The 14,098-nt window shown below is 64.6% G+C and carries 9 protein-coding genes; 7 read left to right on the forward strand and 2 right to left on the reverse strand.

The window, feature by feature from the left end:
* Positions 1-13: 13 nt before the first annotated feature.
* Positions 14-1,057 (reverse strand): response regulator, encoded by a 1,044-nt coding sequence (locus P2869_RS03490; RefSeq protein ID WP_017773077.1) that lies wholly within the window; start codon positions 1,055-1,057, stop codon positions 14-16.
* On the reverse strand, positions 1,054-2,388 hold the full coding sequence (locus P2869_RS03495) for a HAMP domain-containing sensor histidine kinase (RefSeq protein WP_277597478.1): 1,335 nt from the start codon (positions 2,386-2,388) through the stop codon (positions 1,054-1,056). The genes P2869_RS03490 and P2869_RS03495 overlap by 4 nt, the downstream gene beginning before the upstream one ends.
* Positions 2,389-3,020: 632 nt before the next feature.
* On the opposite strand from P2869_RS03495, the gene P2869_RS03500 reads away from it, so the two are divergent.
* From P2869_RS03500 to P2869_RS03530, 7 genes are all read left to right on the forward strand, one after another.
* Positions 3,021-3,419, forward strand: a complete 399-nt coding sequence (locus P2869_RS03500) for a Fis family transcriptional regulator (RefSeq protein ID WP_277597479.1) — start codon at positions 3,021-3,023, stop codon at positions 3,417-3,419.
* Positions 3,420-3,989: 570 nt separating this feature from the next.
* On the forward strand, positions 3,990-6,476 hold the full coding sequence (locus P2869_RS03505) for a CHASE2 domain-containing protein (protein WP_277597480.1): 2,487 nt from the start codon (positions 3,990-3,992) through the stop codon (positions 6,474-6,476).
* A gap of 51 nt (positions 6,477-6,527) precedes the next feature.
* Positions 6,528-7,181: a DUF4136 domain-containing protein gene (locus P2869_RS03510; RefSeq protein WP_277597481.1), complete on the forward strand. Its 654-nt coding sequence runs from the start codon at positions 6,528-6,530 to the stop codon at positions 7,179-7,181.
* A gap of 78 nt (positions 7,182-7,259) precedes the next feature.
* Entirely contained in the window at positions 7,260-9,089 is a 1,830-nt protein-coding gene (locus tag P2869_RS03515; protein WP_277597482.1) for a tetratricopeptide repeat-containing glycosyltransferase family protein, read from the forward strand.
* A 1,021-nt stretch (positions 9,090-10,110) separates the two neighbouring features.
* On the forward strand, positions 10,111-10,890 hold the full coding sequence (locus P2869_RS03520) for a response regulator transcription factor (protein ID WP_017773083.1): 780 nt from the start codon (positions 10,111-10,113) through the stop codon (positions 10,888-10,890).
* Between the two features lie 69 nt (positions 10,891-10,959).
* Positions 10,960-13,431, forward strand: coding sequence for a CHASE2 and HATPase_c domain-containing protein (locus tag P2869_RS03525; protein ID WP_277597483.1), 2,472 nt, complete (start codon positions 10,960-10,962; stop codon positions 13,429-13,431).
* 267 nt (positions 13,432-13,698) lie between these two features.
* Complete coding sequence (locus P2869_RS03530) at positions 13,699-14,073, forward strand: hypothetical protein (protein ID WP_277597484.1); 375 nt, start codon at positions 13,699-13,701, stop codon at positions 14,071-14,073.
* The last annotated feature ends 25 nt before the right edge of the window (positions 14,074-14,098 follow it).

Below are 14,098 nucleotides of genomic sequence, written 5' to 3' on the forward strand. Positions count from 1 at the left end.
CGCGGCGTGGTAGTTAGAGGCTCGAGCCCCATGCCGCCCGGATTTCCTCATCGAGCGATTCCAGGTAGTTGTCGTACGGAACGATCGAACTGAGGTTGAAGCCGGGTGGCTGCTTCACCACCGCATAGACGTAGGAGCGCTCGCCCTCGAATGCCGAGGCCGGATGCATGTAGCGCTGCCAGTTGCTGCATCGCGCCGGATAGTAGCCTTCCGTTTCCCAGAAGTAGGGAAGCGACCGCCGGCCATCGAGTTCCGCGATGAAATCCGCTGGCGCCTGCTGCTCGATGGCGATCTCGCGCACGCCTCGCAGCGTCTCGTCGGTATGCACGATCAGCAGATACGCCGCGCCTGCGCTGTCGAGCATCAGCAGGCCGTTGGGCTGATAGGAAAGGTAGTGCTCGACGATGTTCAGCCGGTGGAAGATTTCATCCACCTTCGCTGCGAACAGCGTGTCTTTCAGAAACGCGTATTCCGTGACGGCCAGCGTGTCGAGCACCGTGCCGCATGCCTTTTCGAAGTACGCGTTCTGCATGTCCTCGACCGCCTGGTTCAGCGTCGCAATGGCTTCGCTGTCCTGCTTGCGGATGAAGCGGTCGATCAACCCTTCGTTGAAGCTCTTCACCGCAAGGTGCTCGTTAGCCTTGCCCGTCAGAATGATTTTCCTGACGGCCGGATTCGCGATGCGCCGGCAAAATTCGAGGCCGTTCATCTCGGGCATGTCGTAGTCCACGACGACGACGGACGTACGGGCGAACCGTCGGCCGTTATGCACTTGCTGTCGAATGGCTTCGAGGCTCATGGCGATGACATGATGCGTGTCGTCTTCGTCGGTTCTGTCCCTGTAGGGCTCAAAAAACGGTTCGACGAAGCGCCCGCCTGCCTCGCTTGGGCTGGGCTTGTCGTTGAGCGATCGCAGCGCCTGAACCGGCGAATTGAACAGCCGGAAGGCGAGCTGCGAACCGAGCTGAAGGCTGAGATTCGAGAGAAACGCCGCGCTGTCGTCGACGAACCCCACGGTGGTGGGGAAGAAGAATGGCTTGATCGTATCGGCGGTCATGGCAGCGGGAATATCAGCACGAATTCGGTGTACTGGCCCTTCACGGAAGAGCATTCGATCGCCCCGCCGAAGGAGCGCATGACATCCCGGCAGAAAGCGAGGCCGATGCCGGTGCTGGGCGAAACGTCGGCTGGCGCGGTGTCCGGCGACGTAGCCTGTTCGCCTGCTCCCGACGAGGTGTAGAAGCGGGTGAACACGTGCGGCAATGCATCGGCGTCGATGCCGCGCCCGGTATCGCGGAAGATGAGCCGGTTGTCGCGGCTGGAGGGCAGCAGGCGAATGGTGATGTCGGCGTGGCTTACGCCGCTCATGTGGCGGAAGGCGTTCTTGAGCAGGTTGAAGAGCACGTGGACCATCAGCATTTCCGAGCCTTCGAACTCGAAGCCCGCCGTGAGATCGCAGTGCACGCGTTGCTGTTCGTCGTCACGGAACGGGTAGCGCGCGAGCGCGACGCGTACGCACTCTTCTATCGAGCAGCGCGAGAAAGGTTGCGTATAGCCGCCGGTAAATCGCGCGTTGGCGAGCAGCATGTCGATGATGCCGTTCGAATGCAGGGCTTCCTGCTCCACGCGTGCCAGCACGCCTTGCATCGAGAGAAGGTGGGCGATGCGGATTTTCGGCACGGGGAGCTGGCCACGCTGCGCGATGGCGTAACTGTCGAGCAGCGCGGGCAGGAAGCGTGTGAGGCCTGCTGCTCCGGCACGAATGGCGAGGAGTGGCGTGCGCAGTTCATGCGCGACGCTGCTCGCGGTCGCGAGCATGGCGCGCTCCTGCTCGATGCGCACACGTTCCAGATCGTAGTTGGCCAGCGCACCGATGCCGATGGCGAAAGAAAAGATGGCCAGATGCGCGAGATACCCGAGTTCCACCGGCTGGGTGGTCAGGCAATAGGCGACTACGGCAAGACTGATTCCGACCACGAAATGCAGGACCAGCATCAGCCAGTCCAGCAACAGCACCATGACGAAGACGGCAATCAGTGCGCTTTCGACCCACACTTCCGTGCCGCCGTTCTTCAGCAGCATGAACCCGAAGAAGAAAGGCAGCGCGTATAGGGCCGACGCATACCAGTACCACGGCAGGTACTTTTGCAGGGTCGCGGGCCAGCGGTCGTGGAAGATGATCGGCACGAAAAGCACTGAGCCGACCACACGCAACCACAGGTTCTCGTAGGGCTGCGGGAACAGATCGCGCCAGACGTAGTAGTAGAGCGGGAAGCCGATCACCGCGACAACGGCAAGCGGACGCATGCGGCGCTTCGCATACTGCATGTTGTTCAATGCAGGTGCGAATGCACGGTTCGTCCACTGCGATAGTTTCGATAAGTTCATGGGAACCGATGAATCTTGTCTCTGGCGTCGGAATGAACGATCCCTTCGGCGCGAACAGGCGAGCGGTTAGAAGGCGGGTATTCCTGGCCCCATTGTTTGTTTGCGTCGGCATAACGGGGGCGAAGCATCGTCTCCTGCATGGCTTCCTGTTCCCCGAGACCCGCCTACTTTGTTACGACGGGCTAATTTACCATTGCAAAACCGTTCCGTGGCTCATTTCGTGACGCGTGATGCGACTGCTGGCATTGAAATTCTGTTGTCATAGAGTTCGGCGAACTGAAATTGATTCGCCGAACATTTTTTTAATGCGTTATGCATGGTGGCAAATATCGCGGATATTTGATGCAAACCGAATATATCTGTAATGACGCGATAGATACGAACCACCGGTATGCGGAAGTGATTGCTCATTCTGGTTCGCCCAGAACGAATAACCCTCTCCGACCCACCCAAAAATTAAAGACCCTCCGGCGCGACTTCGAACCTCTCCGAATGGATAGCTACCCCGCGCGTTTTGACCTGGCCTAATATGCGCGTCCCGTCTCCATGGCCCGGTTATGGACGCAACATCGTCTTCTTCCCGATCGCGCCGCAAGGATGTCCGGCGAAGCCCGCCTCGGCTTACCCGGGAGATGTTGCTGCCGCTGCCGGCAGCCACTGTGCGGGCGCTCTCGCTCGAATCCCATACGGCGCTTGCTGCCGTCATCGCCGGACACGCCACAGCGCCGGTGGTGAACCGCCTCTTCAAGACGCTCTATCTCACCTGGTTCCTTCAGCAAGGCATGGGTGAGTTGCCGGAGACGGAGGCGTTTCGCAGCGCGGAAGCCGCGCTCATGCTTTGTTCACGGTGCGTGCGCGAAGGCCGCGAATGGCGGCTCGCGGAGGCCGGTCGCGTTGCGCTGTGCCACATTCTCGCCCTCAACGACCATTTGCTCGCCTGCGCTCCCGCGCATTGCCATGCCGAGGCCACGCGACGGCTGCGCAAGCTGGCCACATCGCGGGCGTTGGGGGCGTCGTCGGACTTGCCCTGATGTTGGCGTGGTGCCCGCCCGCCACTGCTTGCTCCTGATCCCCAACGCCATGAACCAGCCGTCCCCGGCGCTATCCCTTCAGCGCCCCACCTTCATGCAGACGTGACGCCTGGCGCCTGTCGCAGAGCGTCTCGCTCTCCCGGTTACCGGCGCATATTGGGGTACGGTATGCTTGCGTAACGTCGGATGGCACGGCGGTGCCGATCGCACGCCTCCTGTGCACGCGGTATCCGGCCTCGCCGGGGCAGGCCATTCGACCGCATTGAAGACCGATTCGGTGGTGGAGTGTCATGGGAATGGCGGTTGGGATAGGGGAGCGGGCAAGCGTAGCGAGTCCGCAGAATGAGGCCGCGATTCTGGGCTCTGCATCGGGCCGTGCATTGGGCCGTGCATCAGGTCTTTTATTGGGCCGGGGCTGGGACGTCCTCTTGAGCCGCACATCGGGCCACGCCCGTATCCAGAGGGGCCTTCGAGCCGAAGCACCTGCGCCTCGGGCCCGGTGCACAGGGCATCCGATCATGTCGTGTGTAACGAGCGGCGTGCAGTCCTTCACGCCTCTGTGGTGAACCCATGCCCACGACCTTGGACCTGCGCGCACGATACGGCCGCTCGGCCGGACGCCGCTTCCTGTTCGAGTGGCTGGCCACGGGCATTTTCGGCGTGGCGGTGCTTGTCCTCGCGGCGCTGCTGCCCGTCACGGCGAGCCTCGATCACGTCGTCTACGACAGCTATCTCCGGCTGAACGCGCGAACGCCGTCGGCGGACATCGTGATGGTCGAGATCGACAACGCGAGCATCGCGCAGCTCGGCCGCTGGCCGTGGCCGCGCAGCGTCCATACACGTCTTGCCGAGACACTCGCGAAGGCGCATCCCGCCGCGGTGATCTACGACGTCCTGTTCACCGAGCCTTCGCCGGACGACCAGGCGCTTGCACGCGCCTTCGCCGAAGCGCCCACGTTCCTTCCCGTTCTGCTCTCGCCTGCCGACGAAACCGGCATGCGCGAGGCGCTGCGTCCTGTTGCCCCGCTGGCGGCCGCAGCCGCAGGGCTCGGGCATATCAACCTCGAGGTGGACAGCGACGGCATCGTGCGCAGCGTCGCGCTGTTCGAAGGCGATGCGCATTCGCGCTGGCCGCAGTTGATGGTGCCGGTCTGGCGCGCCATTCGCAGCGGGCGCCTGCCGTTGGCCGACGGCAGCGAGGCCGCGCAGCGTGCGCCCGACATCACGCGCGTGGGCGGCACCGGCAGCGAAGCGCGCTTTCTCGTGCCGTTCAGCCGCGCCGCGCAGCACTACCGCAAGGTGTCGTTCGCGCAGGTGCTGGCGGGCACCGTGCCGCCCGAGTGGTTTCGCGGGCGCATCGTGATCGTGGGCGCCACGGCGTCGGGCCTCTACGATCGTTTTGCCATACCGCTGTCGGGCGCGCTGGGTCCGCTGCCGGGCGCCTATATCCACGCCAACGTGCTTGATACGCTGCTGCGCGGCGACGCGATAGAACCCGTGTCGCGCCCCATCACCATCGCGGCCTCGCTTGTGCCGCTGGCGCTGTTGCTGGCCGGCTTTCTCGTGTTTTCGCCCGTACGTTCGCTGATCCTGACGGCCGTGCTCGCCGTGTGCGCGCTCGTATTCGGCGGGGCGTTGCTTTTCGGCGCGCATCGCTGGATGACGCCCGTGCCGGCCATCCTCGCGCTCGTCTCGCTGTATCCGGCCTGGAGCTGGCGGCGTCTCGAAATGACCATGGCGTACCTGCGCAAGGAACTGCAGCAGCTTGCCGACGAACCGAACCTGCTGCCTGAAGCGCCCCGGCGGCGGCGCGAGTTCAGCGGCGACGTGCTGGAGCGGTACATGGCGTTGATGGCGCAGGCGGCCCAGCGCGTGCAGGACATGAAGCGCTTCGTGTGGGACAGCCTCGACAGCGTGCCTGAACCGATCCTCGTGGCCGACCGCCTGGGCGCGGTGCTGATCGCGAATCAGGCGGCGCGCGCGCACTTCGCGCGGCTGGGCGAGGGGCCGCCGGAAGGCCGGCTCATGCGCGACGCGCTGGCGGATCTCGCGTTCGTGAAGACCATCGACGCGAGCCCGGAAGCCGATACCTTCGCGCGCGCCCATTGGCCTGCGCCGCTCGACCCCACGCGAGCCGAGTACGCGACGCTGATGGAAGAGGGCGTGGAGGTGCGCGACCGCGAAGAGCGCGACCACCTGCTGCGCTACGCGAAGTGCACCAACGCCGAAGGTGAGCAGACCGGCTGGATTGCGGGCCTCGTCGACGTAACGGCCCTGCACGAGGCCGAACGTCAGCGCGAAGACGCCTTGCGTCTGCTCTCGCACGACATGCGCTCGCCGCAGGCATCCATTCTTGCGCTCGTGGAGATCGAACGCGCGCGCAACGAGTCGCCGCACGTGCAGGGCTTGATGCAGCGCATCGAGCGCTACGCGCGCCGCGCGCTCGAACTTGCCGACGACTTCGTGCAGCTCGCGCGCGCCGAATCGCAACCTTATGACCTGCGTGCCGCGAGCCTCGGCGAACTCGTGATCGATGCGAGCGACGAAGTGTGGCCGCAGGCGCATGCGAAGCACATCCAGATCGACCACGCATTCGAGGACGACGGCGAGGCCTGGGTCTGCGCAGACCGTTCGCTCATCACGCGCGCGCTCGTGAATATCCTCAACAACGCGGTGAAGTACAGTCCCGGGAACACGCATATCACCTGCACCGTGGCGCTCGAACCGGCGACGAGTGCCGACCGTCGCGTGGTCTGCACGATCCGCGACCAGGGTTACGGCATTCCGCTTGCGGAGCAGGCGTATCTGTTCGAACGTTTCCGGCGCTTTCATGCCGATGACCGGCCCGAGGTGAACGGCACCGGTCTCGGCATGGCGTTCGTAAAGACCGTGGTGATGCGCCACGGGGGCGATGTCACGGTGCAAAGCGAGCCGGGCAAGGGCACCGCGTTTACCATTTCGCTTCCGCTCTTTCTCGAAGAAGCCGACGATGTCCTGCCGGACGACGCCGGGAACGAGCACGCACACGGCGAAAAGCCGGATGCTCATGCGGGTTAGCCGATCGGGTTAGCCGATACCCATCGAACAGGACGTGGAATGCCATTGCCCATGAAGACCTTCTTGCTCACCTGCGTCGTGCTGGCGGCCGCGAGCCTTGCCGGATGTGCGGGCGTGCGAACCGAAGTGCAGGCCACCGGTATGCATGAGGCGCCGCAGGGCGACCTGCGCTATCGGTTCATGCGCACGCCGGCGCAGCAAGCCGATGTCGGTCAATCGACATGGGAAAGCCAGTTGCGCGACGCACTCGCGCAGCACGGTTTCAGCGATGCGAACGAAGCAAACGAAGCAAATGATGCAAATGATACGGGCGGCGCGGCCGACGCAACGCGAGGGTCGCGTTACCTGATCTCCGTGGCGTATGAAACGCGGCCGGTGGGCATCGCGGTGCGCGGGCCCGAGTGCGCGGGCAACGCCGACAACTGCGACGCAAATGACGCGCCCCGGGAAGCTTCGCCGTTTGCTGGACGCTACCTGCACCGTCTGACGCTGCGCTTCATCGACGCGCGTTCCGGCGAGGAAATCTACAAGGTGACGGGCACGCGCCGCGACCGCGATGCGCATGCGTCGCCGGCGTTCGGATATCTCGTGAAAAGCGCGCTCGCCCGGTTCCCGTTCGACGGCGGCCGCTGGCAGATCGAGCTGCGCGAAGCGGACGACGGCAGGCAGGCCGACGTCGTCTCCGTGAAGCCGCTCTCGCCTTGATGCGGCGACGCGCGTACTACTGCAACCGTTTCAGCCGCTTTAGGGCGTGCTCCCCTCAAGCTTCAGACATCGCAGGTCATGACCGTACCCGACACTCCGTTTTTCCGCATCGCGCAGCGTCTTGAGCAGGGCGAATTGATCGAGGCCTCCTACGAAATCGACGCGTGGCTGGCCAATGCGCCCGGCGATCCGCACGCGCTTACCGCACGCGCCTGGCTGCTCCGCCTGCTCGGTCGACATGGCGAAGCCGCACCGCTCGTCGAACGCGCGCATGTGCAAGCGCCGGACTTCGCGCCGACGCTGCTGGAGCGGGCCCGTCTCGCGTGGCTGGGCGGCGACTCGCAGCAGGCTCATGCCTCGTATGAGGCCTGGTATAAGGCTTGGCACGTGGCCCGGCATGAGGACGCGGCACATCGCACGGCAGAGGACGCCTCCGCAGCGTTCGACGAATGGGTCGCGCTGTTGCACGCCACGGGCCAATACGGTCTCGCTGCCCAGGTTGCCGCGCGATGGTGCGACGCGTGCCCGGAACTCGCGCGGGCCTGGTTCCAGCAAGGGTTCTCGCATCAGATGAACAACGCGCTCCAGCCCGCGCTCGCGGCCTATCAGCGGGCGCAGGCGCTGGACTCCGACTACCCGACGCTGCTCAACAACATCGGCGCACTTCATGAATCGCTCGGCGAACACGATGTGGCGCTCAGATTCTGCAACGAAGCGATTCGCGTGGATGCCGCCGATTTCCGTGCCTGGACCAACGCATCGAACGCGTGGCTCGCGCTGCGGGAGCCGCATCGAGCATCGATTGCGGCGGCACGCGCCCGCACGCTCGCGCCCGACTATGCACCCGCGCTGCTCGCGCACAGCAACGCGCTGAAGGAGTTTCAGCAATGGGACGCGGCGCTGGAGCCGCTCGTCCATCTCGCGAAAATCGGCGTGGCGGACGCGAAGATCCAGTGGTCCATCGCCATGCTGCAACTGCTGCGCGGCGACTACGAGAACGGTCTCATCAATCACGAGGCGAGATGGCGAGGTTCGAGCGAAATGCAGGCGCTGCAGCCGCTTCCGCCTGAACAGCACTGGAATGGCGAGGACCTTGCGGGCAAGACACTGCTGGTGTGGGGCGAGCAGGGTTTCGGCGACGTGTTTCAGTTCGTGCGCTTCGTGCCGCTCATTGCTGAACGCGTGCGCGCGGCGGGCGGCACGCTCATCTACTGCTGCGTGGCACAACTTCTGCCGCTGCTGTCGCGCAGTCTCGCGCACCTGGGTTTGCAGATCGTGCCGCACGACGCCCCGCAACTTCCGTATTTCGATCGGCACCTGCCGCTCGCGAGCGCGCCGCTCGTGCTCGGCATCACGCTGGACAATCTGCCCGCGCCGCGTGCGTATCTGCAAGCCGATGCGGCTGGCGTTGCAGGTTGGCGTGAGCGGCTGGCGCGCACCGGCGGCCTGAAGGTGGGGCTCGTGTGGAGCGGCAGCCGCGGGCACAAGCGCAATCCGTTGCGCGCCGTGCCGCCCGCCGACTATGCGCACGCCTTTCGGGGGCTGTCGGGCGTCGAATTCGTGAGTCTCCAGGTGGACGGCCGGGACGAGCTGGCCACGATGGCCGCCGAAGGCCTGCCCGTGACGGACTACACCGCCGACCTGCGCTCGTTCGACGACACGGCCGCGCTCATATCGAGCCTCGATCTCGTCATTACCGTCTGCACGTCCGTGGCGCACCTCTCGGGCGCCCTCGGTGCGCCTACGTGGCTGCTGCTGGACGTGTGCCCGCATTGGGTCTGGATGCTGGAGCGCAGCGACAGCCCGTGGTATCCGTCTGTCACGATTTACCGGCAGCAGACGTATCGGGCGTGGGGACCGGTGGTGGAGCGCGTTGCGGCGGATCTGCGAAGGCGGATCGAGGGGTGAGCCGCCGCCTCTTTGCGGCGGCAAGCGTTTGAATGCACGTGTTTGAATGCACATGTTTGAATGCCCTACGCGCGCAGATCGCCGCGACGCTTTTCAGTTGTCCGGCGCACTGGATTTTCGATGCGTCCCTCAATCGCCATACGGGTGGAGCAGACGAATTGGCGTTTTCGGAAATCCGTAATTCTGTTGCAAAAAAATATCGGTGGAAGCCAGTCCGTTTCATACATCGAATTGGCGTGACGAGCGGCTTCATCGTGCCGAAAAATCAGTCAAGAAATTCCAATAGCTGAACGGACTCTCGCGATAGCGAGGCGCACCGCCCCGCCGCTGCCAAGCGATGAACCCTTCCTCGCAACCCCCGTCACGCGGTCATCTCCCTGTCATCCGGCCAATGCTGCCTGTTTCGCTCAGGCCGCAATCCCCGCCCTAATTGTTAAATAAGCAATACGCTTTCTTATTCTGGGGATTTGTGTGGACAAATAAATTCCCTTATGCGAAAGTTCGCCCGAGCACTTGACTTACCAACTGTTACAGCTTGAGCGACGCACATCGCCGCATTGGACAAAGCGTGGTGCTCGTGAAGTTTCCAAAAGAGAAACCGGTGATTGCCGCGGCGAGGGTTCTGCCGCGCGGACGCACCGATAGCGCAATCGACATCAGCGTGGTGAGGCACAGCAATCATGAGCGCCATGAGCGGAAGGGGCCGGCAAAGCGGCCCGAAAGAAGTAAAACGAGCACTTCAATCGCCGGTTTTACGCGCTCAATGCGTGGACGCCGCGCGACAAGACTGCGCCGGGCACCCAGGCCCAGGTCGCAAAGGCCCGCCGTAAGCGGCATCTGAGCGCAACACGTGCCGGCTGGGCCATCCGCTTCCAGCCGGCACGTTCCGATTCCTGCCCTTGAAACTTCCTCGCGTGCGAGGACGGGACTTCCTGCGCCTGCGATTTCCCCGCAGGTGCCGCGTCCCTCCTTGTGTTGTATTGGGCCTTGCCGCCCCGTGCTGACGAACGGATGACAGTCTATGCGTGTGTTGATAGTCGAAGATGATCCCGTGCATGCCAAGGCTGCAGCGCGGGTGGTGGCGCCTCTGGGGCACGAGATCGTCGAGGCGGGCGATGGCGAGGAAGCCGTTCGCCTGCTGAGATCGGCGCCCTTCGACCTCGTGATTCTGGATTGGCTGCTGCCCAGAATGAGCGGTTTCGAGCTGCTTTACTGGATTCGCCGCACGCTCGGCGCATCGCCCGCGGTGCTCTTTCTGACGAGCAAGGTGCTCGACGACGACGTGGTGTTCGCCATGGAAGCCGGCGCCGACGACTATCTCGTGAAGCCGTTTCGCGTGGCCGAGCTGGCCTCGCGCGTGAACGCGCTTCTCAGGCGCACGAGGCACGATAGCGACCCCGGCGGCCTTGTTTGCGCGGGCGACTACACGCTCAATCCACTCGAGCGCACGGTTTCGCTGCGCGGCGAGCGCATCGAGCTGACGCCCAAGGAGTTCGACCTCACGGCGCTCTTCTTTAACAACCTCGGCAAGCTGCTGTCGCGCAAGGTGGTCAGCATCAGCACCTGGGGGCGCGAACTCGATCCCGCTTCGCGCACGTTGGACACGCACATCTACCGCGTGCGGCAGAAGCTCGCGCTCGCACCCGGGAATGGCCTGCGGCTGAGTTCGGTGTACACGCACGGCTATCGTCTCGACGTGGTGCCGTCAGGCCGGATTCACGCGGCGCCCGGCTCGCATCGTCCGGTTGCGCAGCCGGTGTCGCCGGCTCCGCTCGTGCCTGCCGGATTCGCGTATGAGTGAAAGTGAAGGCGCGGCGCCTGGCGCGCCGCGCAGCGGCCAGCCGGCCCACCGTTTCGAGAGCGCACGCTGATGTACGCCGATGACGCTCCCCTGCCGGCCGGCATGGCGCGCGAATGGCTGGCGCTCGTCGTCTTCCTCGTGCTGCTCTCGTTGACGTTGACTGCCTCGGGCGTATTGCGCCGCGCCGATCTGCTGTTCTTCGACTTCGCGCAACCGCTGCTCCAGGAGCCGTCGCCCACCCGAATCGTGCTTGCGGCCATCGACGACGCGAGCGTGAAAGCGTTAGGCGGATGGCCGGTGAAACGCAAGGACTACGCAGCGCTCATCGACCGTCTGACGGCGGCGGGCGTTGCCGCCGTGGGACTCGACGTGGCGATGCCGAATCGCGGCAGGCTCCAGCCGTCCGGCGACGAACCGCTCGCGCAAGCCATGACGCGCAATGGCCGCGTGGTGTTGCCTCTGGTGGTTGCCGACGGGAGCGACGCGGCCGGGTTCGGCGGGTCCACTGCCGCGTCCGTTGCAACGCCTGTCGCCACGCCCGCCATCAGGCCCGTGATCAAACCCGCTGCGCCCATGGCCGGCGCGGCGTTCGCCATCGCACAAGCCAACGCCGCGCCGGACGCCGACGGCGTGGCCCGCAGCTTCTATCTGCAGGAGGGCGCGCCGCCTGAGGTGTACGAGCACATGAGCGTGTCGCTGCTGCGCGCGAGCGGCGTGCCGCTCACGCCATGCGGCAAGCGGCTGGGCCGCGAGGCGCAACGCTGGTCGGGCGCCTGCCGTCGCTACGTTCCGCTCGGGCCGGAGCCTTCTTACGCATCGTTTTCCTTCGTCGATCTGCTGGCTGGCCGCGTTGCGCCTGCTGTGCTGAAGGGCGCGGTTGTGCTCATCGGCCCCACCACGAGTACCGCCGATACCCATCTCGTCACGCCGGGCCGCACGCGGCGTCCGCTCTCGGGCGTCGAATTTCTCGCGGAGGCGACGCACGCGCTCGCGAGCGGCTCGCTCGTGCGCGATGCGCCCTGGGCCGGCCAGCTCCTTTTCAGTCTGTGCGTGTTGCCGTTGCTGTGCGCCGCGCAGTTCGCGCTGGGGCCGCGCGCCGGTCTGCTCGCGGCGTTAGCGCTCGCGCTTGCCGCCTGTCTCGCATCGCTCGTGCTGCTCAAGACCACGCACGTGTTCTTTTTCCCCAGCGCAGCGGTGACCGCGTGTCTGGTCGCCTGGCCGGCCAGCGCATGGCGCCGCCAGGAGGCGTTGTTGCGCTATCTGGGCGAGGCCGCTGCGAGTGCGATGGCCGAGCCGGGCCTGCCTGGCGAGCCCATCACCCGCACGCGCGCAATCGACCCGCTGCATCGGCGCGTACTCGCGATGAGCGCCGTGATCGCGCGGCTACGGCGCTCCGCGCGCTTCATCTCGGAGTGGATGAACAGCCTGCCCGAGGCCACGCTGGTGGTGGCGTCTTCGGGTGTGGTCATGCTCGCGAATCGCAAGGCCCTGGGGCTGTACTCGTCCGATGCCGATCTGGCCCATTCGCCGCCACGTCCCGCGGGCCGCCTGGCGACCGACGTACTGCGCGACATGACGGCGTCCGAGCACGCGGTGGAGTACGTCCGCGAGGCGCTGCGGCGGCTGGCCGAGAGCAGCAGCGTGGGCGTAGCGGGGGAAGGGCAGGCAAAAGCGGACGCAAGAACGAACGCAAAAGCGGACGCAAAAACGCAGAACGCCCCACCCGCACCGATGAACAGCGTGGAGATCGTCGACGGAAAACGGCGGTCGCTGCTCATCAAGTGCGCCGTCGTGCCCGCGCCGCACGCGAGCAACGCGGCGCTGATCTTCCACGTGGCCGACGTCACGTCCATGCGCACTGCCGAGCGCCAGCGCGATTCGGCCCTGCGCTTCCTCTCGCACGACATCCGTTCGCCGCAGACAGCGGTGCTCGCGTTGATCGAGCACCGCCGCCGCGCGCCGGCCGATCTGCCCGAGGCGCGGTTCATGGAGCTTGTGGCGCACTATGCGCAGTCGGCGCTGACGCTCGCCGACCAGTTCCTCTTTCTCGCCCGCGCCGAAGGCCGGCCGCCGGCGGCGAGCACCGTCGATCTGGCCTTGCTGCTGGGCGACGCCGTGGACGACCTCTGGCCTCAGGCGAGCGCGAAACACACGGCCGTGCGCCTCACCGCCGAGCCCGGCATGCTGGTAGTGGCCGATGCGCCGCTGCTGCGCCGCGCGTTCGCCAACCTGATCGACAACGCCATCAAATTCGGCCCGCCGGGCGCGACAGTCAGGGTGGCGGCCGGCGAGCGCGAAGGGCGCTGGGCCGTGACCATCGCGGACACCGGCCGAGGCATTCCCGCCGACCAGATACCGAACCTCTTCACGGAATTCTTCCGGCTTCCTTCCGATCACCCCGCGCCTGGACACGGGCTCGGGCTCGCCTTCGTCAAGCACGTCATCGACACGTTGGGCGGGCAGATTCACGTCGAGAGCGACGTGAGGCACGGCTCCGTGTTCACGCTTGTGCTGCCCAAAAAATCCGGCTTGCCTGAATAAAAGGCATCCGTCCGCTGCGGCAAATGCCCGCGCCGATATTCCCTGAAGAATCCCGAGTGGATTAAAGAAGCTTTGCGACAGGGCGGGATCGTGTCGCGATACAACTATTCGGCCGAGCATTTAACGAAATTTATATTTCTAGTTGGCAAACGAATTGCTGAAAAAGCAATCGGGTGGCATTAATTCCGTCGCGCAAAACTATGCCAAATGCGTCATTGGCAAGTCTGCTCAATGTCCGGAATAAGCCGGCCAGAAGCGCCTGTGGTCGTGCTAGTTCAACTTCGTCACATTCTGGTGACAATTGTTCAACATTGTCCGCTCTCTTTTCCGTCGGCCTATCCCTTACTCTATGTTTCACCGGGTTCTTGCCTGATTCCGGCAATCCAATTTCAACAAGGCGTGCTTAAACAAACGGCAATTCATTTGATTGCCGGTAATTCCGTTCGTCCCTGCCTGGTGTTATTGGTTGGCTGGAAATTATTCGAAGCAAGACCTCGTTCATCGATAAAGAAAGTTATTCATTCGGCTCGACAGACGTTCATCGCACATACGCATTTTCCGGCTGGCCCGCTCGTGCCGATCGGTGCCGACCGGTGCCGATCTGTGCCGGCGAGAAACTCGCTCGCATTCAGCCCGGCGTGATGCGTGTGTGAACGGAACATGAAGG

The organism is Paraburkholderia sp. SUR17 (assembly GCF_029536165.1).
GTDB classification, from domain to species: Bacteria; Pseudomonadota; Gammaproteobacteria; order Burkholderiales; family Burkholderiaceae; genus Paraburkholderia; species Paraburkholderia kururiensis.

Coding starts and splice junctions, on each gene's coding strand:
- P2869_RS03490 (WP_017773077.1), bottom strand. CDS start 1,057: ATGACCGCCGATACGATCAAGCCATTCTTCTTCCCCACCACCGTGGGG.
- P2869_RS03495 (WP_277597478.1), bottom strand. CDS start 2,388: ATGAACTTATCGAAACTATCGCAGTGGACGAACCGTGCATTCGCACCT.
- P2869_RS03500 (WP_277597479.1), top strand. CDS start 3,021: ATGTTGCTGCCGCTGCCGGCAGCCACTGTGCGGGCGCTCTCGCTCGAA.
- P2869_RS03505 (WP_277597480.1), top strand. CDS start 3,990: ATGCCCACGACCTTGGACCTGCGCGCACGATACGGCCGCTCGGCCGGA.
- P2869_RS03510 (WP_277597481.1), top strand. CDS start 6,528: ATGAAGACCTTCTTGCTCACCTGCGTCGTGCTGGCGGCCGCGAGCCTT.
- P2869_RS03515 (WP_277597482.1), top strand. CDS start 7,260: ATGACCGTACCCGACACTCCGTTTTTCCGCATCGCGCAGCGTCTTGAG.
- P2869_RS03520 (WP_017773083.1), top strand. CDS start 10,111: ATGCGTGTGTTGATAGTCGAAGATGATCCCGTGCATGCCAAGGCTGCA.
- P2869_RS03525 (WP_277597483.1), top strand. CDS start 10,960: ATGTACGCCGATGACGCTCCCCTGCCGGCCGGCATGGCGCGCGAATGG.